Annotated in this window: 19 protein-coding genes; 3 read left to right on the top strand and 16 right to left on the bottom strand. The window is 36.1% G+C overall.

Going from position 1 to position 22,875, the window contains the following annotated elements:
- Positions 1-173 precede the first annotated feature (173 nt).
- Entirely contained in the window at positions 174-506 is a 333-nt protein-coding gene (locus MYP_RS20470; RefSeq protein ID WP_156140758.1) for a capsular biosynthesis protein, read from the top strand.
- A 65-nt stretch (positions 507-571) separates the two neighbouring features.
- Here the strand turns inward: MYP_RS20470 and MYP_RS20465 are convergent, their stop codons facing one another.
- From MYP_RS20465 to MYP_RS20450, 4 genes are all read right to left on the bottom strand, one after another.
- Entirely contained in the window at positions 572-922 is a 351-nt protein-coding gene (locus MYP_RS20465) for a hypothetical protein (protein ID WP_045467621.1), read from the bottom strand.
- 91 nt (positions 923-1,013) lie between these two features.
- A complete protein-coding gene (locus MYP_RS20460; RefSeq protein WP_045467619.1) occupies positions 1,014-2,267 on the bottom strand; it encodes a type IX secretion system histidine kinase PorY in 1,254 nt (417 codons plus the stop codon).
- Positions 2,264-2,941: a response regulator transcription factor gene (locus MYP_RS20455; protein WP_045467617.1), complete on the bottom strand. Its 678-nt coding sequence runs from the start codon at positions 2,939-2,941 to the stop codon at positions 2,264-2,266. Before MYP_RS20455 ends, MYP_RS20460 begins: the two co-directional genes overlap by 4 nt.
- 96 nt (positions 2,942-3,037) lie before the next feature.
- Positions 3,038-4,435, bottom strand: coding sequence for a hypothetical protein (locus MYP_RS20450; RefSeq protein ID WP_052430390.1), 1,398 nt, complete (start codon positions 4,433-4,435; stop codon positions 3,038-3,040).
- A gap of 891 nt (positions 4,436-5,326) precedes the next feature.
- Between MYP_RS20450 and MYP_RS20445 the strand changes: the two genes are divergently transcribed.
- Both MYP_RS20445 and MYP_RS20440 read left to right on the top strand, forming a co-directional pair.
- The gene (locus MYP_RS20445; RefSeq protein WP_045467782.1) at positions 5,327-5,851 is read left to right on the top strand and encodes an NADPH-dependent FMN reductase; all 525 of its coding nucleotides are present in this window, start codon (positions 5,327-5,329) and stop codon (positions 5,849-5,851) included.
- A 211-nt stretch (positions 5,852-6,062) separates the two neighbouring features.
- Positions 6,063-8,213, top strand: coding sequence for a SulP family inorganic anion transporter (locus MYP_RS20440; RefSeq protein ID WP_045467615.1), 2,151 nt, complete (start codon positions 6,063-6,065; stop codon positions 8,211-8,213).
- A gap of 182 nt (positions 8,214-8,395) precedes the next feature.
- Here the strand turns inward: MYP_RS20440 and ftsZ are convergent, their stop codons facing one another.
- The 12 genes from ftsZ to MYP_RS20380 form a co-directional block, all read right to left on the bottom strand.
- Positions 8,396-9,973 carry a cell division protein FtsZ gene (gene ftsZ, locus MYP_RS20435; RefSeq protein ID WP_045467613.1) on the bottom strand — a complete coding sequence of 526 codons (1,578 nt, stop codon included), beginning with the start codon at positions 9,971-9,973 and terminating at the stop codon, positions 8,396-8,398.
- A gap of 96 nt (positions 9,974-10,069) precedes the next feature.
- Positions 10,070-11,380, bottom strand: a complete 1,311-nt coding sequence (gene ftsA / locus MYP_RS20430) for a cell division protein FtsA (protein ID WP_045467611.1) — start codon at positions 11,378-11,380, stop codon at positions 10,070-10,072.
- A gap of 21 nt (positions 11,381-11,401) precedes the next feature.
- Entirely contained in the window at positions 11,402-12,181 is a 780-nt protein-coding gene (locus MYP_RS20425; RefSeq protein ID WP_045467609.1) for a cell division protein FtsQ/DivIB, read from the bottom strand.
- On the bottom strand, positions 12,159-13,535 hold the full coding sequence (gene murC, locus MYP_RS20420) for a UDP-N-acetylmuramate--L-alanine ligase (RefSeq protein WP_370568890.1): 1,377 nt from the start codon (positions 13,533-13,535) through the stop codon (positions 12,159-12,161). Before murC ends, MYP_RS20425 begins: the two co-directional genes overlap by 23 nt.
- A gap of 181 nt (positions 13,536-13,716) precedes the next feature.
- Complete coding sequence (gene murG, locus MYP_RS20415) at positions 13,717-14,838, bottom strand: undecaprenyldiphospho-muramoylpentapeptide beta-N-acetylglucosaminyltransferase (protein WP_045467605.1); 1,122 nt, start codon at positions 14,836-14,838, stop codon at positions 13,717-13,719.
- Positions 14,813-15,964 (bottom strand): FtsW/RodA/SpoVE family cell cycle protein, encoded by a 1,152-nt coding sequence (locus MYP_RS20410; protein ID WP_045467603.1) that lies wholly within the window; start codon positions 15,962-15,964, stop codon positions 14,813-14,815. The genes murG and MYP_RS20410 overlap by 26 nt, the downstream gene beginning before the upstream one ends.
- 6 nt (positions 15,965-15,970) lie before the next feature.
- On the bottom strand, positions 15,971-17,329 hold the full coding sequence (murD, locus tag MYP_RS20405) for a UDP-N-acetylmuramoyl-L-alanine--D-glutamate ligase (protein ID WP_045467601.1): 1,359 nt from the start codon (positions 17,327-17,329) through the stop codon (positions 15,971-15,973).
- Between the two features lie 5 nt (positions 17,330-17,334).
- Positions 17,335-18,546, bottom strand: coding sequence for a phospho-N-acetylmuramoyl-pentapeptide-transferase (gene mraY, locus MYP_RS20400; protein WP_045467599.1), 1,212 nt, complete (start codon positions 18,544-18,546; stop codon positions 17,335-17,337).
- A 2-nt stretch (positions 18,547-18,548) separates the two neighbouring features.
- Positions 18,549-18,941 carry a four helix bundle protein gene (locus MYP_RS20395; RefSeq protein WP_045467597.1) on the bottom strand — a complete coding sequence of 131 codons (393 nt, stop codon included), beginning with the start codon at positions 18,939-18,941 and terminating at the stop codon, positions 18,549-18,551.
- A gap of 3 nt (positions 18,942-18,944) precedes the next feature.
- Positions 18,945-20,408, bottom strand: coding sequence for a UDP-N-acetylmuramoyl-L-alanyl-D-glutamate--2,6-diaminopimelate ligase (locus tag MYP_RS20390; RefSeq protein ID WP_045467595.1), 1,464 nt, complete (start codon positions 20,406-20,408; stop codon positions 18,945-18,947).
- Positions 20,408-22,513, bottom strand: a complete 2,106-nt coding sequence (locus MYP_RS20385; RefSeq protein WP_045467593.1) for a penicillin-binding protein — start codon at positions 22,511-22,513, stop codon at positions 20,408-20,410. Before MYP_RS20385 ends, MYP_RS20390 begins: the two co-directional genes overlap by 1 nt.
- Complete coding sequence (locus tag MYP_RS20380) at positions 22,503-22,874, bottom strand: FtsL-like putative cell division protein (protein ID WP_045467591.1); 372 nt, start codon at positions 22,872-22,874, stop codon at positions 22,503-22,505. The genes MYP_RS20385 and MYP_RS20380 overlap by 11 nt, the downstream gene beginning before the upstream one ends.
- Position 22,875: the final 1 nt, after the last annotated feature.

Genomic DNA, 22,875 nt, shown 5'->3' with positions numbered 1-22,875 from the left:
AGATTTTGAAGATTAACAGCCTCCAAATTATAATTAACTATATAAAGAAATAAAGTAAAATAAATATAAATCTCTATTAAAAGAACACACAGGTTTATCAAATTGTTCTCCATCCACTTCTTTTGAATTAACCAAACTGATAAAATACGGTTCTATTGTAAAGAGGGATTAAAATGATGAGAATATTTATTGCGCTAGATGGAACAATATGTCCTGTCAAAAAAGAAGATGAGAGCTTTGAAAACTTAATACCCTTTCCCGGCGCTAAAGAAAAGATCAACAAACTCAGAAAAGCCGGACACTATATAATTATCCTCACTAAGCGACACCTTTCCGCTTATAATTCAGGAATAAAAAATATCGGTAAGATTACCCTGGAATGGCTTGATGCAAATGGAATAGAATTCGACGAATTATATCTAGGAACACCTGATATCTCTCAGCTACAGGTTTCAGTTAAATTTACAGACTGGAACGTGATTGAAGAAAAATTATTAGGTTATTAAATAAAAAAGAGCTGCCATTTATGACAGCCCCTCACTTCGCCTTTAAAAAACTAAACTTAACTTAATTATTGATTTTCCCTAACGTGCTTAATTTGCTTCAAGAGGTCCCCTTTCTTGTTAAAAAGGAGTTCATACCTATAACTGTCCTTAAATAAGAATACTTCTATCTTATTTGATCTTTGGGTTTTCAATTCATTCATTTCTTCTATCCTGCAACCAGAAAAATGATCAGAGATATATTTTCTGGTCTGAATGGGCAATTGAATCCAGGTTAGTGTTATTTTCTGCAAAAGCATTTCAGAAGCAAAAGGCAAAAGAATGGGAGAAATCAAAATCTTTCTATTAGCAACCGTATAGGTAGCAACTGACAAAATCACAACAATAGTCATGATGAGCGTCCAGAATAATGTTTTCATCACCTTTATAATTATATCATAAAGGTAATTTAGAATTCTGAGAACATTTTGAAGTTGAAATGAAGGGGCAAGTATCTAATAAAATACGAGATTAAAAATTTACAACCAATGTATGTAAGCCATCCTTATGAATATATACGATTTTATAATCCAGGAAATCACATATCTTTTTCACTATTGACAAACCTAATCCCACTGAATTTTCTACCGAAGAATCCTTTCGAAAACGTTCAAACATTTCGTCAGCAGGAAAGCTGAGCGGGATACCTGTATTTGTAATAATAAAATGATTTTCTGTAAGCTCTGCGGTAATTTTTCCATTTTGGATGTTATGTTTTATGGAATTGGAGACAAGATTATTGAGCAATCCTTCTATTAGAATTCTGTTTGTCTTAATCGGGCCTGTACTTTTAATTTCTATCTCAGTAGTTATATTTTTATCAATGATTTGTTCCTCAAGAAGGTTAAAGATCGACTGAAGCAGCTCTCCCAGATTTACATTTTCTTTCTGGGTAAATTGTCTGTTTTCTATTTTGCTTAAAAGCAACAATCCTTTATTTAATAAGGTCAGTCGTTTTACGGCATTGAAAATAGATTGTATATGAAGCATCTCTTGTTCTGTGAGATTTTTTGACTGAATGATCAACTCTAGCTTGTTTTTAATAATAGCAAGCGGAGTCTGCATTTCATGAGAAGAGTTCTCATTAAATTCCTTTTGAGTAAGAAAATCCTTATAAATACGTTCTGTCATTTTTTCGACATTAATATTCAGCTCCTGAAATTCAATAATATCAGTAGATTCATAGGGAATAATCTTAGTAGTTTCAAGATTATATTTTTTTAACTTGTCCAGCAATACATAAAAAGGTTGCCATATTTTAGCAAGTATAAACCTGTTCATTAGTAACACGCCCCCCAGCAGTATCAAAAAGAGGCCAATCTCAACGGGCAAGATACTATTGAGTAATGATTCTGCTTCTGCAAGAGGCTGTCTTATTGTCACCTTGTACCAATCTTCTCCATTTTTATGGTAGGAAGTTAATTGCCTGAAATCGGTATATTCTTTTGTAAGTGAGTCGTAAATGGGTACTGTGTTATATTTATCCTTTTCAACCTCTGCTTCCAGAGCAGGCATAATCGAAACTTCTGTACTAGGTTGAAGTCCTTCCCCTATTTTCTCATAATTAAGGTTCGCTACAAGCTGAACTTTCTCCTGATAAATAGCTTCATCTATTCCGTCCCATAGAATAATCTTAATAAAAACATAGAATAGAATCGTTCCTATTCCAAAAATAAAAAGTGAATATAAAAGGTAATAAAGGGTTGTTCTTTGTAATAATTTCATTCAGACTGGAACTTATATCCTATACCGTAAACAGTGTTAAGATAATCTTTCGCTCCTTGTTGTACTAGTTTTCTTCTTAAATTCTTTATGTGAGTATAAATAAAATCGAATGAATCGGCTTGATCCATATAGTCACCCCATAGGTGTTCGGCTATTGAGTCCTTGGGAATAACTCTTCCCTTGTTGACAATAAAAAACAACAAGAGATCGTATTCTTTTGCTGTAAGCGAGATTTCTTTTCCATTAATATAAACTTGCCTGGAGTCCGGCAAAATGCGTATCTCATTAAATTGAATTTCATTATTACCATTAAAACTTCTTCTTCTGATAATAGATTTTATTCTTGCATTAAGTTCAGATAAATGAAAAGGTTTTGTGAGGTAATCATCCGAGCCTATTTCAAGACCAACTATTTTATCCTCTATTGAGTTTTTGGCTGACACAATGATAATTCCCCCCTGATGCTTTTGTGACTTGATAGTCTTTACAAGATCCAGTCCTGTACCTCCTGGTAGCATAATATCAATTACATAGCAGTCATATTCATAAACACCTATTTTATCAACAGCTTCACTAAAATTTCTTGCTGATTCACAGAGAAATCCTTCTTGTGAAAGATAGCTAACCATGTCATATCTTAGCTCCTTTTCATCTTCAATTATTAAAACTTTCATAACATAATCATTCGTCCACTTTTACAAAAGGTAAGGAAGACTATTAAGCCTTCCTTCCCAACAAATAAACAAACTAAACAAACTTACTTTAACTGACTATATGAAAATCTGGTACTGCAATATAAAGCAACTCTTTCTTTGCCCCACTGTGTAATCTGAGTTGTATGCTGGTCTGTTCTGATAATCAAATGACAATTTTGATTTATGACCATTCATTAAAAGATTAACTCCAATATCATAAATATTTGCAGGATCTTTAAGCTTATCAAAATCAGAACGAGTGTAGCTTGCAAATGGCATGATTCCTGGCTTCCCAGATTCATGAGGAAGTAAATACCCAAGTTGAGCATATATAACCTGTCCTGTTCCCATCATAGGAACTGCATTACCGAATGAACCCGAAGGTGCGTTTGCTGAATTTACCAATCCGTTTGCAGGATTCATGATACCATTATACCTTAAATAATTTTTACCAAAGTTGTAATTGAAATACCCAAGATAAACTGAGATTGCATCATTCTTATCTTTGTTTATATAGCTATCAAGATAACCTTCAACACTCCATAAAAACATATCATCGTATGTTGTAGCAGAATCAGAGTTAAGTCTCCACATAGCCTTTGACTGATAGATTGCTCCAGCTGCAAGATTCAAAACCTTCCTTTTTCCAAGATAAGTACCAGTCATATATGGAGTAAGATGAGGCTCCTTTTCCCAGAAATTATAGGAGAAATATCCCTGATATTGATATGTATGACCTATATTGGCAAAGGTTGCATCTTTAGAGTCAGGTGCTCTTTTAGTGATAGGTTGAATATTACCTGCTGCATTGGTTGCAATAGAAGTTCCGGCTGAATTAACCGAGAATGGATCAGTTAACACTAATCTGTAATCGAGCTTACCTAACTGTCCACGGGCATACACACTTAGTTTTCTGGAAAAAAGATCTGTCTGATCCACTGTTGCCTGAGCAAATACTGGAAGATCCAGTGTCATTATAGTTCCCACACTTGGATTTGAAAATCTGGAAAGACCATTGGCAATCGTTAAACCTCCTCCAAGTTTAAGCTCATTGCCTTTAGTAATGCGGTACTCTCCCAAAGCATCATGAAAAAAAGACTGAATTTTTCTATTGTTATCCATCTGATAGGTTCGGTTGAAGTTATTCATACCAAACTGAAAATAAACAAAAGCCCTATCCGTAATCTGACCATACATTTGAATGCGTGTGCGTCTTAACCCTATATCAAAAGTATTTTTTTCAACATCTCCAAATACTGTAGTTCCTGGGTTGCTTTCATTAAATCTTACCCAAGACTGATTCAAAAAGGTAACTTGAAAATATCTTGATCCATCTTTATTGAGCGAAAACTTTAAGGGTCTATCCTCAGCAGGTGCAAGACTACTAGCGGGGGAAATCAGACTATCTATTTGTGCAAAAGCAAAAAGAGAGAACAAAAACACAAAAATAGTAAGTGATACTTTTTTTTCCATTACTACTAAATTTAAACATTTAATAAAAGGCCAGTCTCATTCAATAATTGGCCTTTAAACCCTATTTTTTTTAGTTTGCAAATGAGACCACCTTAATATTAATGAACACTTGTGTTTCTTACAAATTTATTTGATACTAGTATTTGTCATTTATGTATTGTACCTAAGAATGTCTTAGAAAAGTTAAGTAGCTGGAGTATTTCGTCCACAGAAAGTAATATTCTCATTTATAGATTAATACTTTATGAGGCTCTCAACATTGTAAAATGTGTTTTGTTCGAAAAATCTGGAAGATCTTTATTAAGGAAATTATTACCTCCCTTTTATTCAAGCCTTTCAGTCAGTATTTATCAAGATTCTGTTTTTACACCAATATTGTCATAGGATCCAGAAAATTACAAATAATGTTTACTACTGAAACCCTGTATTAATATCTTCATTCCGACAATGGCATTGCTTATCTTATTAGCAAATATCCTTTATAAGAAATGTTCAAACGTTTGGTCAGATCCATTCTTGCAATTTGCTCCAAAATAATTAGAGATTCTGAAGTAATTCTGAATAAACAGAATGTCTTCACAACTCTAAATAAACGCGCTGCAATATATTACCACATTTACGCAGGTAAATAAAAGCCTAAATAAGATTTACCAGTTCTTTATTTTCATATTTCCCATTATCCGAATAACATGATTAAGAATAGGCTATTCTAAAAATATAGTAAATTGTTTAGATGAAGCAAAAACACAATTCACTAGAAACGAACCTTTTATTTCAAATATTTAAATTTCTGAAAATTTTATACTTTCTTTAATATTAAAATAACAAAAGAGCCTTTCTGAAAACCAATTCAACAGGCCAATGGAGGAGAGGTATCGGCAAATTCATTATATGATTACAATAATATCAGGCACTAACAGGGTCCCATCCAATTCGATAAAAATCGCAGAATACTACCAGAAGCTTTTGAAGAAACACGGAGTCGAGAGTCAGATTCTTGATCTTAGTAAGCTACCTGAAAAGTTTATCTTCTCTGCTCTGTATGAAAATACTGGTAAAGATCCAGATTTCAATGTATTATCTGATTTTATTAAAAAGTCCGACAAATTTGTATTTATCGTTCCTGAATATAATAACTCATTTCCCGGAGTATTAAAGGGCTTCATAGATGGACTAAGTTATCCCAATACATTCAAAAACAAAAAAGGGGCGCTTGTGGGCATATCATCAGGAGTTATGGGAGGAGCCCTGGCCTTGAGCCATCTGACAGATATTTTAAACTACCTAGGCATGAATGTACTGGCAATAAAACCCAGAATTTCAAGGGTAGAAAATAACTTTAAGGAAGGTGTAATTCTTGACCCTTTTGTTTCAAGTCTGATAGAATCTCAGGTCAACGCGCTTATAGAATTTTAAAGCGTTTTTAAAAACTCTCATAAAATATAACTAAGCGCTCTAATATCCTTAATAGGCGTAATTAGTGGGCTTAAGAGACATTCTTATTCATTCGTTTTAGGACTTAAATTATTTAACTTATACATGTTGAAAGTTTAAAAGACAAAGATTATATAAAGACCTAGGATTTATTTTTATAAACTTTTTATTCAACAGAGGGATTTAAAATTTTATGATTAATTACAAATTATCGGATCTAAAGCATGATCTGCCATCCGGGCTAGTTGTCTTTTTTATAGCTCTGCCGCTATGTCTCGGGTTAAGTCTCGCTTCCAATGCTCCTTTATTCTCTGGTATTATTGCTGGGATAGTCGGTGGAATAGTAGTGTCACTATTCAGCAAATCACAACTAAGTGTAAGCGGTCCTGCAGCAGGGCTGTCTATAATTGTTGCAGGCGCAGTTAAAGACCTGGGAAGCTTTGAAGCCTTTACTGTAGCAATTGTTCTCGCAGGTGTATTACAAATATTATTCGGTATGATAAGGGCAGGTATTATTGCATACTTTTTTCCATCCTCTGTCATAAAGGGAATGCTTGCTGCAATAGGACTTATTCTTATCATAAAGCAGATTCCATATGCATTAGGATACCACTCTAAAATATTTGAAGTAGATGAATTTATGGACTCAGGAGAGAATGGTAAATTTTCAATGATTACTAATGCATTAGAACATATTAATCCTTATGTACTTTTGCTAACTCTTATAAGTTTAGGAGTGTATATCTTCTGGGACCTGGTTCTTAAAAGAAAATATTCATGGTTTCCATCCGCTCTTGTAGCAATGCTTACAGGTACATTGCTCTATGCCATTCTTGAGTTATACTTTAATATACAGCTACCAGATAGCGAACTTGTTTCTATTCCAGACACCAATCTGTTTAAAGGATTTAAGTTTCCTGATTTTTCATTACTTCTTAATGGAAAAATTATCTATTTGGCTTTTACCCTTGCTTTGCTTGCTTCTGTTGAAAGCCTTATAACCCTGGAAGCAATTGAAAAAATTGACCCGCACAAAAGACAACCTCATGTAAATCATGAACTGTTTGCTCAAGGGGCTGGCAATATTGTATCAGGATTACTGGGAGGCTTGCCATTAACTGCATTAATAGTAAGAAGTAAAGCTAATGCAGATTCAGGTGCCAAGACGAAAGTATCTGCTATTATCCATAGTATCTTTCTGATTTTAGCTGTTTTTCTCATACCTCAGTTCATGCATCATGTACCTCTGGCTGTGCTGGCTGCCGTACTTATAGGTGTTGGATTCAAACTTACAAGACCTGCGATTTTTATAGAAGAATTTTCCATTGGCTGGGCTTCGTTTATTCCATTTGCTATTACAATAATCGCAACTCTTGCAACTAATCTGCTTATCGGAATTTTAATCGGAAGTATTGCAGGTGTTATTTCCGTAGTCAGGACCAATTTCCATTCTGCTATTTCTGTTGAAGGTGATGGTACTGGAGACACTGTATATGTCAGATTAAATAAAGATGTGTCTTTTCTTAACAAGCCTCAGCTTATTACTAAATTAAACAATATTCCAAAAACCAAGAATGTAGTTATAGATGGGTCTAAAGCTTCATTTATTGATAATGATATAGCTGAGGTAATTGAAGATTTTAAAACCGCTTCTGATCATCTACAAAGAAAAACCGAACTGATCAAAACCCAATACAAACTCGATTCTGATGAAAACGCCTTTCATGCCTTGTTAGATAGAAATAAAGAATGGGTAAAACAAAGAACAGACCTTGATCCAGAATACTTTAAACGCATGGCCAAAGGCCAGGCTCCCAAATTCCTATGGATAGGTTGCTCTGACAGTCGTGTAGCTACAGATGAAATAACACAGACTGATCCGGGAGAAATATTTGTTCACAGAAATATAGCTAACCTTGTTATTAAAACAGACTTTAACCTGATGAGTGTATTACAATATGCAGTTAGTGTTTTAAAGGTAAAGCATGTTATTGTTTGCGGTCATTATGAATGTGGAGGAGTTAAAGCTGCGATGGGGAATCAGAAACTGGGTCTAATAGATAACTGGTTAAGCAATATCAAGGATATTTATGAAAAATATCAGACCGAACTGGATGCTATAGAAGATGAAAAACCTAAATTTAACAGGATGGTTGAGCTTGTTGTGATGGAACAGGTTTATAACCTTTCAAAAATGTCAGTAATTCAGGAAGAGTGGAAAAATGGTAAATTCCCCATTATACATGCCTGGGTTTATGATATTGCCAATGGATCATTAAAAGACCTGGATATTAATATTGAAGCAACTTCTGCAATACCTGAAATCTATAAGTTTAAAATTTAAATCATAAAATTCCTGGTTAAATTAATTTCTTATTTTAAAAAGAGACCTCATCCTGAATTTTCTTAAGATCACTTTTCCCAATTGTATCAATATTACTCATTAAATGAAAAAGCCTTGTCATATGACAAGGCTTTTCGGTTTTAGGGTTACTTTTTGACAAAAAATAAAACCTGAACAGACAATTAATCTACATTGTCATGAAGAAACTTATTGTTTCCAAGAATTTCATTATCATCATTCAAATTGAATCTTGAGATATTTCTTTCTGAAGAATGAGGGTAATCCTGAAGATTTACATTTTTTCTCATATATGCAGGAACATCCAGCTTTTCTTTGAACTCATCAGGGTTCATGGATGTATTCATACTGCTAAGTCCTTTCAGCTTCTTGATCCTTTCGTTAGCTTGCTGCATAAGTTGCCTCTTTTTTTCCTCCTCATAATACGAATCCTCATTAGTCTGAGACTTCTTCATATCGAATGAGTGATATTTTGGAGCATCTTCAATTTTCTTAGGTCCTTCAAAATATGATTCGTTATTTCTTTTTTCATCCTGAAAATCATAACTTCTTATTTCAGGAGATTGAGATTTTTGATTATCGAATTCAAAAGACAACATCTCTCCCGGATTCCTTCTTACATTGTTTTGATTAGCAGGCGGCTGCGGCTCCACTCTGTTAACAGGAGGATTTGAAAACTGCTGTGTAGGCAAAACATCACGCTTTGCAACGTTTATCTGACGCTCTGACTCAAGATCGATAACTGTTTTTTTTGCAGGCACAAATTCCTTTTCCTGAAAGCCGGTAGCAATTACTGTAACACGAATCTGATCTCCAAGAGCAGCATCGATACCTTCACCAAATATAACTTCGGCATCATCGCCAGCTCTTTCTTCAATATAGTCTGTGATTTCAGTAAGCTCATCCATAGTAAGCTGAGCCTGATCCCCTGACATAATCGAAAGAAGAATTTTCTTAGCACCATGAATATCAGTATTGTTAAGCAATGGTGAAGACAGTGATTCCTCAGCTGCACGTCTTGCTCTGTTTTCACCACCTGTAACTGCAGACCCCATTACTGCAGCACCAGAATTCGACATTACAGTTTTAACGTCTTCAAAATCTACGTTCACCTCACTTGTTACAGTAATGATCTCTGCTATACTTTTTGCAGCGTTAGTTAGGACATTATCTGCCTGTGCAAAAGCATCTCTGATCGCCAGGTTTCCATAAATTTCCCTTAATTTATCATTAAGAATAATAAGCACAGTATCACAGTATTGCTTTAATTCTGCAATACCATTATCTGCCTGAAGTCTTTTCTTTTTACCTTCAAATGAAAATGGAACCGTTACAATCGCAACAGTAAGTATATCCATTTCTTTGGCAAGCTTCGCAATTACAGGAGCAGCTCCTGTACCTGTACCACCACCCATTCCCGCAGTGATAAAAAGCATTTTAGTATTATTGCTTAAAAACTCACGAATCTCTTCTTTACTTTCAATAGCAGCATTCTTCCCTTTCTCAGGATTTGCTCCAGCTCCCAATCCGTCCGTCAGATTGACCCCGATCTGGATCTTAGTAGGGACAGGACTTGCCTTTAATGCCTGAACATCAGTATTGCAGACAACAAATTCGACGTCTTTGATGCCCATGCCATACATGTGATTGACAGCATTACTTCCCCCACCACCAACACCAATAACCTTGATGATGGACTTATGATGACTGGGTAAATCGAACTTATAAGAAAGCTGTGACATAATGCTTCTATTAAGAGTTATATTGATTACTTTGAATTTTACTTACTTAAACTTAAACAGTCCGGTATTATTACAAAATTAATAATTTTCTTTTGATTAATAATCACCTTTATCATCAAGATCATCGATCAAAAGACCTTTAGTTCTGTCAATGATTCTCTTCAAAAACTGTGTACTGTTATCTTCTTTTTTCTTCTGTTGATTCACCTGTTTTCCGCTTGAATCCATCTCCATGTATTTATTCTCTCTGTCATCGATAGCGCGGAAACCGGCTAATACAAGCCCTACAGAAGTTGCATACATCGGACTCTTTACTGCTTCAACCTTGCTCTTTCCAAGATGCTCATTAGGATAACCTATTCTTGCATCCATACCAGTCATGTATTCAAACAGCTGCTTTACATTCTGAAGCTGAGCTCCTCCACCTGTTATAACGATACCTCCGGCAAGCTTACCTTCATATCCTGAACATATTATTTCAGAATGCACCAACTCTATGATCTCTTCCATTCTCGCCTGAATGATGTGAGAAAGATTTTTTATAGAAATTTCTCTAGGCGGTCTGTTTCTTAAACCTGGTATTGAAACGATTTCATTGCCATTAGCTTCCTCAGCCATAGCCCTTCCAAACTTGATCTTCAGAAGCTCAGCCTGGTTCTGCATCACATTGCAACCTGACTTGATATCAGAAGTAATAATATTTCCACCGAAAGGAATTACTGCTGTATGGCGGATTATATTATCATGGAAAATTGCTATGTCGGTAGTACCTCCACCGATATCAACCAGAACTACTCCTGCTTCTTTTTCTTCATCACTTAAAACCGCAAGACTTGAAGCCAGAGGCTCAAGAATGAGGTTATCAATTTCCAGGTCAGATCTTAATACACACTTATTGATATTGCTGATAGCATTTGTCTGAGCAGTGATTACATGAAAATCAGCTTCCAGCCTTATGCCAGTCATACCAACAGGGTCTTTAATTCCTTCCTCATAATCAACGATGTAATCCTGAGGCATCACATGAATGATTTCACAACCAAATGGCATAACTGTTTTGTACATGTCATTTGTAAGCCTGTTGATATCCTCAACTGTTATTTCATCATCTGTAGTATGACGCGTAATGCTGCCATGGTGCATAGAACTTTTTATATGTTGTCCTGCAATCCCGACGTTAACCACTTTTATATCTATACCTGATGCTTCCTCTGCCTCTTTAATAGCTTTGGATATTGCATTTACTGTGGTATTAATATTAGTTACCATCCCACGTATCACACCTTCGGAAACTGCTTTTCCCATTCCGAGAATTTCCAGTTTTCCGTATTCATTCTTGCGGCCCACTATTACACAGATTTTGGTTGTACCAATATCCAGACCGACTACTATTTTATCTTTTTGCATAGGATGTAAAAAGTAATAATATTATTCACAAATAATTTGATCCTTGAATTTAAGATTTACTTTGTTGTAAGAGTTCCATCCTTTGGTCGGAAGAATTTCTTTGTAAAAAATCTTCAGCCTTTTGAATTTACTCTCAACCTCTTCCGGTTTACCAAACAAGATGAGTTGATCTCCGATTTGCGTGTACATTGAAATGTCACCATTCCTCTCCACTGTCAACTGAGCGATCTGCGCTTTCCAGAATTTATCCTGATCCAGAAAATTTATAAGATCCAGATATGGCTTACCTTCTTCAGATTCGAAAAATTCTTTCTTGGTTAATTTAGCAGAACCTGATCCATCTATCAGTAATACTCTTGCAGTAAACTCATCTGAAGTTGAAAGTGTATTGCCTGAACTTCCAATGTATGCATGCGGCCCGTCTGACTGCACTACTCTTGCTACCGGCCTGCACTGGCTTACTTCAACAGTTAGATTACCTTTAAGATCTTTATATACCTGCGCTTCTTCTACAAATTTATGACTTTTTATTCTCAATTCAAGCGTTTTAAGATCAATATCATTATAGGAAGCACCAATAATACGATCGCTTCCGTTCTTTGATATCAAGTCCAGTACTTTTTCTTCTGTCACAAAATAATTATCATATTCATAATCGATATGAACATTGATTGCTTTTATCTCTCTATCAGCCTGCTTTTTCTCAACAAAGCTGATAAGAGCGAAAAGCACTATGGATCCGAGGATATAATACACCTTCCTCTTTATCCTGAATCGATTAGCGACTGGCTTCTTTTTCAAGGAATTTCTTTATTGGTTCTATAAACTGATCTATATCTCCAGCTCCGATGGTAACAAGAATATCTGTGTCTGTTGACTCAAGTGTTTTCATCAGATCTGATTTTGCAACTACCTTTTTTTCTGTCAGATTTACTTTGTCAAGCAGAACTGAGGACGTTATTCCAGGTATCGGCAATTCTCTTGCAGGATATATTTCAAGAAGAATTAATGCATCTGGTATTGATAAACTTTCAGCAAATCCATCCATGAAATCTCTCGTCCTTGAATAAAGATGAGGCTGAAAAATTGCTGTAACCTTTTTATCTTTATAAACTTCCTTCACTGCACATAGAAAAGCTTTGATTTCTGTTGGATGATGTGCATAATCATCTATATACGTTATCTTTTCAGATCTGAAGATGTAATCAAAACGGCGCTTTACTCCTTTAAACTCCTTTAACGCATTTTTAATTGTTTCAGCCGGAATTCCCAACTGAAGACCAACTGCAAATGCGGCAATGGAGTTTTGAATATTATGATCTCCGGGAATACCTAATACAATATTGGTTATAGTTCCTGCAGGTGTTTTCAAGTCATAGACGTAATATCCTTTTTCAATTCTTTTATTGAAAGGAGAAAAATCAGAAGCAGCTTCCCCATAAAAATGTAGACTTCTGCTGTTATCAAGTTTTCTTACAGGACAATTACCTTGAGCAAAAACAACACCATTGCTCTTCACCTGTCCGGCAAATTGATTAAAGGTATCAACAAAATCCTCTTCGTCTTTATAAATATCAAGATGGTCAGGATCCATGGCAGTAATAATTGCAATAGCCGGACTTAATCTTAAAAAAGATCTGTCATATTCATCAGCTTCAACAACCATTATCTGCTCTCCAGCATCTTTATCTCCAATCAGAAGATTAGATTTATAATTTTGAGTAATTCCACCAACGAATGCAAATACATTTTTACCTGCATATTTAAGTATATGGGCCACCATTGAAGAAGTTGTTGTCTTGCCATGCGTCCCAGCAACAGCAACAGTAAATACTTCTTCAGTTATCTTTCCAAGAATTTCAGATCTCTTCCACAATTTTCTTCCCTGCGCTTTAAAATAATTAAGCTCTTTATGGTCAGCAGGAATTGCAGGTGTGTACACAATCAATGCATCATCTATAAAGTCTAAAGGAATAAGTTTAACGTCATCCTCATAATGAATGAGCATCCCTTCAGCTTCTAGCTGTTCGGTAAGAGCAGTTCTGGTACGGTCATAACCTGCTACGTGGTATCCGCTTCCACGAAACCATCTTGCCAAGGCACTCATACCAATACCGCCTATACCAATAAAATAGACGTTGTTAAACTTTTCCAATTTCAAACTATTATAAAAATATCTGCTTTAATTATTTTAAGAACCCAGATTCTTAAAACTTATAACTTAAAAGGACCTCATCCAAAATCCTTCTCCTGAAGGAGAAGGACTTCATTGACTTCCAGAGTCTAAATCCTCCTTTAATTGTAATTCTTTTAACTTTTAACTTTCAGCTAAACTTTTAGCTTTTCGCTTCAATAATCCTGATCACCTCATTCGCTATATGAACAGCAGCATCAGGTTTACCCAACGTTTTAATATTCATAGAAAGCTCTTTTTGCTTGTTAAGATCATACAGTAAACCCAATGCTGCAGGCACCATCTTCTCAGGGGCTTCAATGTCTTTTACCATGATAGCTGCATTCTTTTCTACCAGAGCCATTGCATTTTTGGTCTGATGATCTTCCGCAACATTTGGCGAAGGTACCAATACTGATGGTTTACCTACCAAACAGAGCTCAGAAATAGAAAGCGCTCCTGCTCTTGAGATCACTATATCTGCCGCTGCATAAGCCAGATCCATTCTGCTGATAAACTCACGCACTTTCACATCAGGATTATTTTTTCGCCCTGCTTCTTCTTTCATTTTCTGAAAGTAGAATTTACCTGTTTGCCAGATTACCTGAACTCCGCTCGCCTTTAATTCATCAATCTTGGCAAGTATGCTGTTGTTCAAGGTTCTAGCTCCAAGGCTTCCGCCTATTACTAATATTACAGGTTTCCCTTCCTGAAGATTGAAATATGAAAAGGCTTCCTGCTTCTTACTTTCAAAATCAAGAATATCCTTTCTTACCGGATTGCCTGTAAGCTCCAGCTTGTCACCTGGAAAGTATCTTTCCATTCTTTCATATGCTACACAAATCTTGCTTGCATTTTTTGCAAGTAACTTATTGGTAACACCTGCATAAGAATTCTGCTCCTGGATCATTGTAGGGATTTTTTTCCAGTTAGCAGCAAATAACAAAGGCCAGCTTGCATAGCCACCCACTCCTATTGCAATGTCAGGTTTAAATTCACTTATGATCTTTCCTGCATTCCAGATACTTGAAATTACTTTAACAGGAAACAATAAATTATCTACTGTTAATCTTCTCTGAATTCCGCTAATCCACAAACCTTCTATCTTGTAACCGGCAGCAGGAACCTTCTCCATTTCCATCCTGTCTTTTGCTCCTACAAAAAGGATTTCAGTAGAGCTGTCGATTGCTTTCAGTGCATTCGCAATAGCTATAGCAGGATAGATATGGCCACCGGTGCCACCGCCGCTTATGATTACTCTATACGGTTTGTTTTTTGAGGCCATTTTTTGATTCAAAATTAGTTTCTGAAATATCTCCTCTGCTTACACTTAATATAATTCCCAATGAAATTCCTGTAAATAATAATGAGGTTCCTCCCATGCTTAATAATGGCAATGGCTGACCTGTAATAGGACCTAACCCCACTGCAACCCCCATATTAATCATAGCTTGTATAACCAGACTAAAAGCAAGACCCGCTGAAAGCAAGCCGCCATAAGCTCTTTCACTGTTTGAAACAGTAAGCATTGCTCTGTACAATAATGCTAAATATAAAAACAGCACCACAAATGCTCCTATGAAACCATACTCTTCTATGATTATAGAGTAGATAAAGTCTGAGTAACTATGAGGAAGAAATTCTCCCTGAACACTTTGTCCCGGTCCTTTCCCGAAGATCATTCCGGTAGCTATTGCCTTATAAGATTGTTCCGCCTGAAAAGGAATTTCTTTTGAGACAAAGAAATACTCTAATCTGCTAATTGCTGTTTCAAGCCTTTGTCCCAACTTTAACGCTATAGTACCACAAACACCACCAACCAAAACTAACATTGCAAGAAACTTAAAGGGAACTCTTCCAATAAACATCAATAGTAAACATGTGCTGAATAAAAGAACCGCAGTTGATAAATTGGACAAAGCTATCAATCCACAAATTAATCCACTCCATAACACGATCGGGATAAATGATTCTTTAAAGTCTTCTATATTCGCCTGCCTTTTTGCAAGCATACTTGCTAGATTGGCTATTAATGCAAGTTTAGCAAAGTCAGAAGGCTGGAACGATTGATTGATAACGGGAATAATGAACCACCTGCTTGCACCATTGATATCACCTCCTTTGAAATAAGCAAACACTAGTAATGGGATACTCAGCCAAAGACCTAGCTTACTTAACTTTGAATAATACTTATAGTCGATCTTATGTGCAATCCACATACAAGCCAAACTCAAAAAAACCAGAAATGAATGCTTAAATAAATAATGCTCTGTATCACCTTTCATCATTTTATAAGCGAGACTCCCAATAGCACTGTACACTACAAGAATACTTATCAATGAAAAGCACAGTATTATTCCCCAGATCACAGGATCTCCTTTTAAGTTCTTTTGTAACCAGGCTTTTACCATATTCGATTAATTCTTTACTATTTCTTTTTTTAACTCAAGTACCTGCGTCTTAAACTTTTCGCCCCTATCCTCATAGTTTTTAAATAAATCAAAACTAGCGCAAGCAGGAGAAAGTAAAACAACATCTCCATTTGTTGCCAATTCAAATGCCTTCTGAACCGCGTCCTTTAAATTATTTGTATCTTCAAGCTTCTGCACTTTGCCTGAGAAAAACTCAACCAATTTTGAGTTATCCTTACCCATGCAAACCAAAGCTTTCACCTTATCTTTTACCAACTGCTCAATCTGGCTATAATCATTGCCTTTATCCAAGCCTCCAGCAATCCAGATCAATGGTTCTGTAAAGCTATCCAAAGCATAAAACACCGAATCGACATTTGTTGCTTTAGAGTCATTTACAAACTTCACTCCATTGATTTCTCCGGCATCTTCCAGTCGATGTGAAGCATTTTTGAAATCAGACATTGCTTCAACAAACATACTTTCATCAAGACCTATGGCTTTTGCTGCAAGGACAGCAGCCATCGTGTTAACTATATTGTGCTTACCATTTAACGGAAGCTTGTTTACTGGCAAACTGAAGCTTTGCCTGTTCAATGAAAACTTTAAATTCTCCCCTGACTGACATGCTCCTTCACTTTCCATTTCAGAAAGAGATACAGACAACAACTTTGGGGTTATTTTTCTTGTCTTTAATTGATCTGAAACAACAGGATCATTGGTAAATGTGATAAAATAATCTGAGCTTGTCTGATTTTGTAAAATCCTGAACTTGGAGTTTACATAGTTTTCAAACTTATACTCATATCTGTCCAGATGATCAGGAGTAATATTCAGAAGTATCGATATATGTGCTTTAAAGTCAAACATATCGTCAAGCTGAAAACTACTTAGTTCAAGTACATAGTACTCGAACTTATCTTCAATTACTTGTTTTGCAAGGCTATCTCCTATATTACCTGCAAGACCTGTGTTTACTCCAAGCTTTTTAAGCAGGTGATAAGTCAGGAGTGTGGTAGTTGTCTTTCCATTGCTTCCTGTAATGGCAATGAATTTTGCATTTGTATAATAGGATGCAAACTCAATCTCGGAAATGACTTTGATGCCTTTTTTTCTTATGGCTTTAATCAAATCATTTTTTTCAGGAATACCAGGACTTTTAATTATCAGATCAGCATTCAGTATTCTGGCTTCATCATGTTTCCCTTCTTCAAACTCAATTCCGTTACCAGTCAGAATAGATTTATATTTATCCGCCATCAATCCTTTATCAGACACAAAAACAGTATACCCTTTAGCTTTACCCAAAAGTGCTGCTCCTGTACCGCTTTCACCGGCTCCTATTATGACGAGATTTTTTGCCATTGAAACTATCTAAGCTTTAATGTAGCTAATGTTAATATTGCCAGAAGAATTCCAACAATCCAGAACCGCGTGACGATCTTTGCTTCATGCATTCCTTTCTTTTGATAATGATGATGAAGCGGGGACATTAGAAATATTCTTCTACCTTCTCCGTATTTTCTCTTGGTATATTTGAAGTAACTTACCTGAATTAATACAGATAAATTTTCCACAAGGAAAATTCCGCAAAGAACAGGTATTAATAGTTCCTTTCTGATTGCTATTGCCAGCACCCCTATTATACCTCCAAGAGTTAAGCTTCCTGTATCTCCCATAAATACCTGGGCAGGATAAGAGTTCACCCAAAGAAATCCTATACAAGCTCCAACAAACGCGGCAACGAAAATTACCATTTCACCGCTATTAGGAATATACATGATATTCAGATAGTCTGCAAAGATTGCATTACCAGATACATATGCAAAAACAGCCAGCGCAACACCGATGATGGCTGAAGACCCTGCTGCAAGGCCATCTATTCCATCTGTTATGTTTGCCCCATTAGATACAGCAGTGATAATAAAGATCACAAGTAATACATAAAACACCCAGATGAATTGCTCTCCGAAAATATCGAATAGCTGAGAATAATCCAGTTCATTATTTTTCAGAAATGGTATAGTGGTTACCATTGATTTATGATCCACGAACTTTGAAGAGATCAATCCGTCAGAGTTCCTGATAGCAGGATTCAAATAGGTTCTAACTACTACATTATCATTAAAAAAAAGTGTTAATCCTACTATAAGTCCCAGTCCTATCTGACCGATAATTTTAAATTTCCCCTGAAGACCTTCTTTATTCTTTTTAAATACTTTTATATAATCATCAAGAAATCCGATCAATCCCATCCATACTGTTGAGATCAAAAGTAGAATTACATAAACGTTGTCTACTTTAGCGAAGAGAAGTGCAGGAATCATAATGGCAGCGATGATGATCACACCTCCCATAGTTGGAGTTCCTTTTTTCTCCATTTGACCGTGAAGGCCAAGATCTCTGATCGTCTCTCCTATCTGCTGCCTTCTCAGAAAATTGATCATTTTGGGACCAAAAAACATGGCGATAAACAATGAACAAATCATTGCCATTCCAGCCCTAAACGAGATGTATCTGAAAACTCCGGCTCCGAAGAAGTCGAATTCCCTTTCTAAATAATTAAAAAGATAATAGAACATTTTTAGTTAAGGTTATGCATGTCCAGTTTTAAATTACTCTTAGTACCTTTCTGAGTCATATATGCAAGAATGCTGATGATCTCATTCAGTTGATCCACACACAGATCTCCGGACCAGGTAATGGTGTGTTTCATCTGAATAAGTTTCAGCCAGTATCTTGCTTCTACTGCTTCTTTAGTAGCTACTGCGATCTTTGCCATGTAATCCTGATTGTCAAGAGCTGCCAAGGATCCCTCTACATTACCTCTGATATTGGTTGTACTTCTAAGCAGTTTTTCCGAAATCTCAAATTCATTATTTCTGATTAGCTCTATATAAAGCTCGATAATGCTGAGAGAAAGCTTAAATGTTTTTTCAACCAATTGATCCTGTTTTTTGGCCCCAATCGTTCTCATAATTTATTTTCCTAGTAGTTGAAATAATTCCTTTACTGTTTCTTTATCATCAAAAGGATGCTTTACTCCTTTAATTTCCTGGTAATTTTCGTGACCTTTTCCTGCCACCAATAGGATGTCATTCCCTCCCGCAAGCATGATGGCTGTTTTGATAGCTTCTTTCCTGTCAGGGATTACCATCGTTTTTCTCTGATCAGTCAGACTTACTCCTTTTTGCATTTGCGCAATGATATCCATCGGATCTTCATTTCTAGGGTTATCAGAAGTAAGAATAACTTTATTGCTAAGCTTACATGCAATATCTGCCATTACAGGTCTCTTCGTTGCATCCCTGTTTCCTCCGCAACCCACCACTGTAATGATTTGCTCATTGCCTTGTCTCAAATCCTGAATTGTCTCCAATACATTTTTTAAAGCATCCGGCGTATGTGCATAGTCTACTATAGCAGTTATTTTCTCCTTGGATATTATCTGCTCAAATCGTCCTTTTGCAGATTCAAGGCTTGAAAGTTCCTTTAACACTTCTTCACTGTCCTCTCCCAACAGTACAGCAATGCCATATATACCAAGAAGGTTGTATGCATTAAAGCTTCCGATCAGTTTAAACCAGACATCCTTGCGATCTATTTCCAGTTCAATTCCATGAAAGGTATTGGAAATAAGCTTTCCTTTGAAATCAGCCATGGTTTTAAGACCATAGGTTTGTTTTTTAGCTTTTGTATTCTGAATCATCACCATTCCTCTTTTGTCATCCGCATTAACCAATGCAAATGCTGTAGAAGGTAGGCTATCAAAAAACATCTTTTTTGCTCTTATATACTCTTCAAAAGTTTGGTGATAATCAAGGTGGTCATGAGTAATATTGGTAAATGCTCCTCCTGCAAAAGTAAGTCCTGCAATACGATGCTGAACTACCGAATGTGAACTCACTTCCATGAAGCAATGAGAACATCCGGATTCTACCATTTTTTGCAGTAATTGATTTAATGTAACTGCATCGGGAGTTGTGTGTGTGCTTGGTATGATCTCATCGTTGATTTTATTTTCAACTGTAGAAAGCAGACCTGCATTGTACCCAAGACTTCTGAACAATTTATGTAAAAGTGTTACAGTAGTAGTCTTGCCATTTGTACCAGTAACACCTATCAGACTCAATTTCGAAGATGGATTCCCAAAGAAATTTGATGAAATAATACCCAGAGCTTCACTGCTATCCTTTACTTCTATGTAAGTAATACCCTCTCTCAAATATGCAGGCATTACTTCGCAAACAATGGCAGTTGCACCTTTGTCAATAGCCATTTCAATGAATTGATGTCCGTCTGCCTGAGTCCCTTTTACTGCAGTAAAAAGAGTTTTCTCTTTTACTGAACGGGAGTCCATGGTTATATTATGTATCTCTATATCCGTAATTCCGGAGATAGAGACAAGGGATACCTTATAAAGTATGTCTTTTAGAATAGCCATTATTCAAGTTCGATATAAATGGTATTACCTTTAACAATTCTGGCACCGGGAGGCATTGATTGTCTAGATACCCTTCCATGCCCTACATGTTTTACCCTTAGTCCGGCATTTTCAAAGACATAATATGCATCTCTCAATGTTAAACCTGTACCATCCGGAACAGCCCCCTGAACTACTTCTTTTTGCTGCCACATAACAGCATTATTGACAGCCTTAGCCATAACCCACTCATTGGCATCTTTAATAGAGTGGTTTGATATTCCCAATTCGTTACACAAATAATTCAGATCTTCATGATATCCTCCCCTTATAACAGGGAAAACTCCATGCTCAGGACTTACTTTTGTTCTTGCAATCGGAAGGTGAAGATCAAGGTCTGTTGCATAAATTTTATCAGCAATCTCTTTAAAAACTGGAGCTGCTACATCGCTTCCATATTTTCTATATCCCTTAGGACTATCGATTACAACAATGCAGCTGTATTTAGGTTTATCTGCAGGGAAATAACCTGCAAAAGAGCAATAGTAATCTTTTATGTACTGACCGTTTTTAATTTTCTGAGCAGTACCAGTTTTTCCCGCAATTTTATAGATTGTATTGTTAATATTATTTGCAGTTCCTCTTTCTACCACCCCTTCAAGCATTTTCCTGACTTTAGCCAAGGTATTGTCCGAACATATTTTTTCCCTTACAACCTCTGTATTGTAAGCCTTCAAAGTCTTGTCTGCCAACTTTGTTTCCTTAACGATTATCGGCTTTATCATCTTACCATTGTTTGCTACTGCATTGTACAACATAAGAGTCTGCAAAGGAGATATTTTTAATTCATACCCAATGGACATCCATGGAAGCGAAATTCCGCTCCAGCTTCTGTCTGTAGGTTTTTTAATAAAAGGTTTAGCTTCTCCGTGCATTTGAAAACCTATTGGATCTGCCAATCCTAATGAATGGATATAATCAATATATTTTTGAGGACTAAGACCAAAATGTTCGTTTACCTTTCTGCTTATCCCTATGTTTGAAGATTTTTCGAAAGCTTCCTGAAAAGTTATTGTTCCATAACCTTCAGGTTTAGAATCGGTCATCAACCTATCATAGAACTCGTAAGTACCTGTTCCTGTTTCGACGCTATCTTCCAGCTCAATATTAGAGTCTTCGAACAAAGCAATAACAGATGCTAATTTGAATGTTGAACCCGGATCTGTCAACCCCTGATTTCCAACAGCATAATTATAATTCTCTGTATAAATTCCAGGTGATTGTTTCCCAAGATTAGCGATAGCTTTAATTTCACCGGTGGCTACTTCCATCAGCACTACGCAGCCATAATCAGCATCATGGGCAGTAAGATGTCTTAATAAGGAAGACTCGGCAACATCCTGCATATTGATATTGATCGTAGTTTGAATATCAATCCCTTGCTTAGGTCTTACTTCAGATTCATCATGCATTGGTTTCCATTCTCCACCGGCAATTTTCATGAATAAAGCTTCTCCGTCAGTTCCACCCAAGTCCCTATGGAATGAATATTCAAGACCAGCTCCCTTGTTATCCTCATTAATAAAACCAACAGTCCTCATAGCCAGGTAAGAAAAAGGTCTGAATCTTTTATCTACCTTTTCAAATATTACCCCGCCTTTAGATCTTCCTTCCCTGAAAATCGGCCATTGCATCATCTGCTTTTTTGCCTGGAAGTTGATCATCTTTCTATTGATCACCAGATATTGAACATCTTTCTTTGCTCTGGCATCTATAATTTTCCTTTTATACTCAAGACTAGATTTATCTTTGAAAAAAGCAGATAGAAGTCTGGACAGAGAATCTATGCCGCTTCTGAATACTCTTTCGTCTGCAATTCTTGGATCTATGGCTACTTTATAAAAAGGTAATGATGTAGCAAGCAAGCTTCCATTATCTGAATAGATATTTCCTCTTGTAGCTTTTACCTTTCTGAATTGAATTAGATTTTCAACGGCAAGCTTTCTCCACTTATCCCCGTCAACAAACTGGATATATAAAATTTTTCCGATGATAGCGAATGAGAAAACCAGAATGACAAGAAATGCCACTCTTACCCTCAACACTATGGATCTTTTAATATTCACCGTCTTTTAAAATAATTTTATATGGTGGTACTGAACTTTCTTCCAATCCTAACTGACTTACTTTTTTAGCCACTTCAGACTGCTTGCTGTAATACATCAAGTCAGCTTTAAGCGTAGTATAATCTGCTCTGAGATCATCTACTTCGGCTTTTAATTTTCCTATTCGTCTTACTGTCTTGTCAGAATAGTGTGTATTGCCGATGTAGAAAATTATTATACCTGTTATGTACAGCACATAAGGTAGATATTTTACAGGTAACCCTTCTTCAAAAATCTTATCTACCTTGATGGCATTACCCATCATAGAAAACAGATTTTTCCTTTCTTCTCTTTGCTGTTGCTTAACTGTATTTTCAGCCATC

Origin of the sequence: Sporocytophaga myxococcoides (assembly GCF_000775915.1) — a bacterium.
In the GTDB taxonomy this organism is placed as follows: domain Bacteria; phylum Bacteroidota; class Bacteroidia; order Cytophagales; family Cytophagaceae; genus Sporocytophaga; species Sporocytophaga myxococcoides_A.
This window is presented reverse-complemented; position numbering and strand designations above follow the sequence as displayed.